This window comes from Bacillus sp. LR--39, from assembly GCF_053613335.1.
In genome coordinates this window covers 1-544 of the sequence record NZ_JBSIOT010001452.1, presented here as the reverse complement: position 1 = coordinate 544, position 544 = coordinate 1, and the positions used below count along the sequence as shown (strand labels likewise).

General features: G+C 54.2%; 1 protein-coding gene. It reads right to left on the bottom strand.

Translation table 11 applies throughout. From position 1 onward, the window contains the following. A partial coding sequence (locus tag ACWHAR_RS31075; protein ID WP_452088932.1) for an acyl-CoA dehydrogenase family protein occupies nt 1-544 on the bottom strand: 544 nt, incomplete at both ends.

Below are 544 nucleotides of genomic sequence, written 5' to 3'. Positions count from 1 at the left end.
TGACGATCCGCTGGATCTCGCTCGTGCCCTCATAAATTTCACACACTTTCGCATCCCTGAAATATCGTTCAGCGCTGAAATCCTTTGTGTATCCGAAATCTCCGAGCAGCTGCACGGCCTCTCCGGCGACATACATCGCCGTTTCCGAAGCGAACAATTTGGCCATTGAAGCAGCTTTCCCCGTCTGCATGCCTTGCTGTTTCAACGAGGCGGCCTGGTAGACGAGAAGCCTGGCCGCCTCTGTCCTCGCCGCCATGTCGGCCAGCTTAAAGGCAAGCGCTTGGCCGTTCTTATACAGCTCTCCGTCCGGATACCGTTTTTTTAGAAATTGAACGGCTTCAGAAAGCGCTCCCTCGGCGATACCCAGAGCCTGCGCCGCAATTCCGATCCGGCCGGTATCCAGGTTGGACAGGGCCATTTTGAATCCCATTCCTTCCTCCCCCAGCAGCTGCCGGGCGGGAATGACAGCGTTATCAAAATTTAAAGTGACCGTTAGCGAACCGTGGAGCCCCATTTTCTCTTCATTTTTTCCGATGAAAAAGCC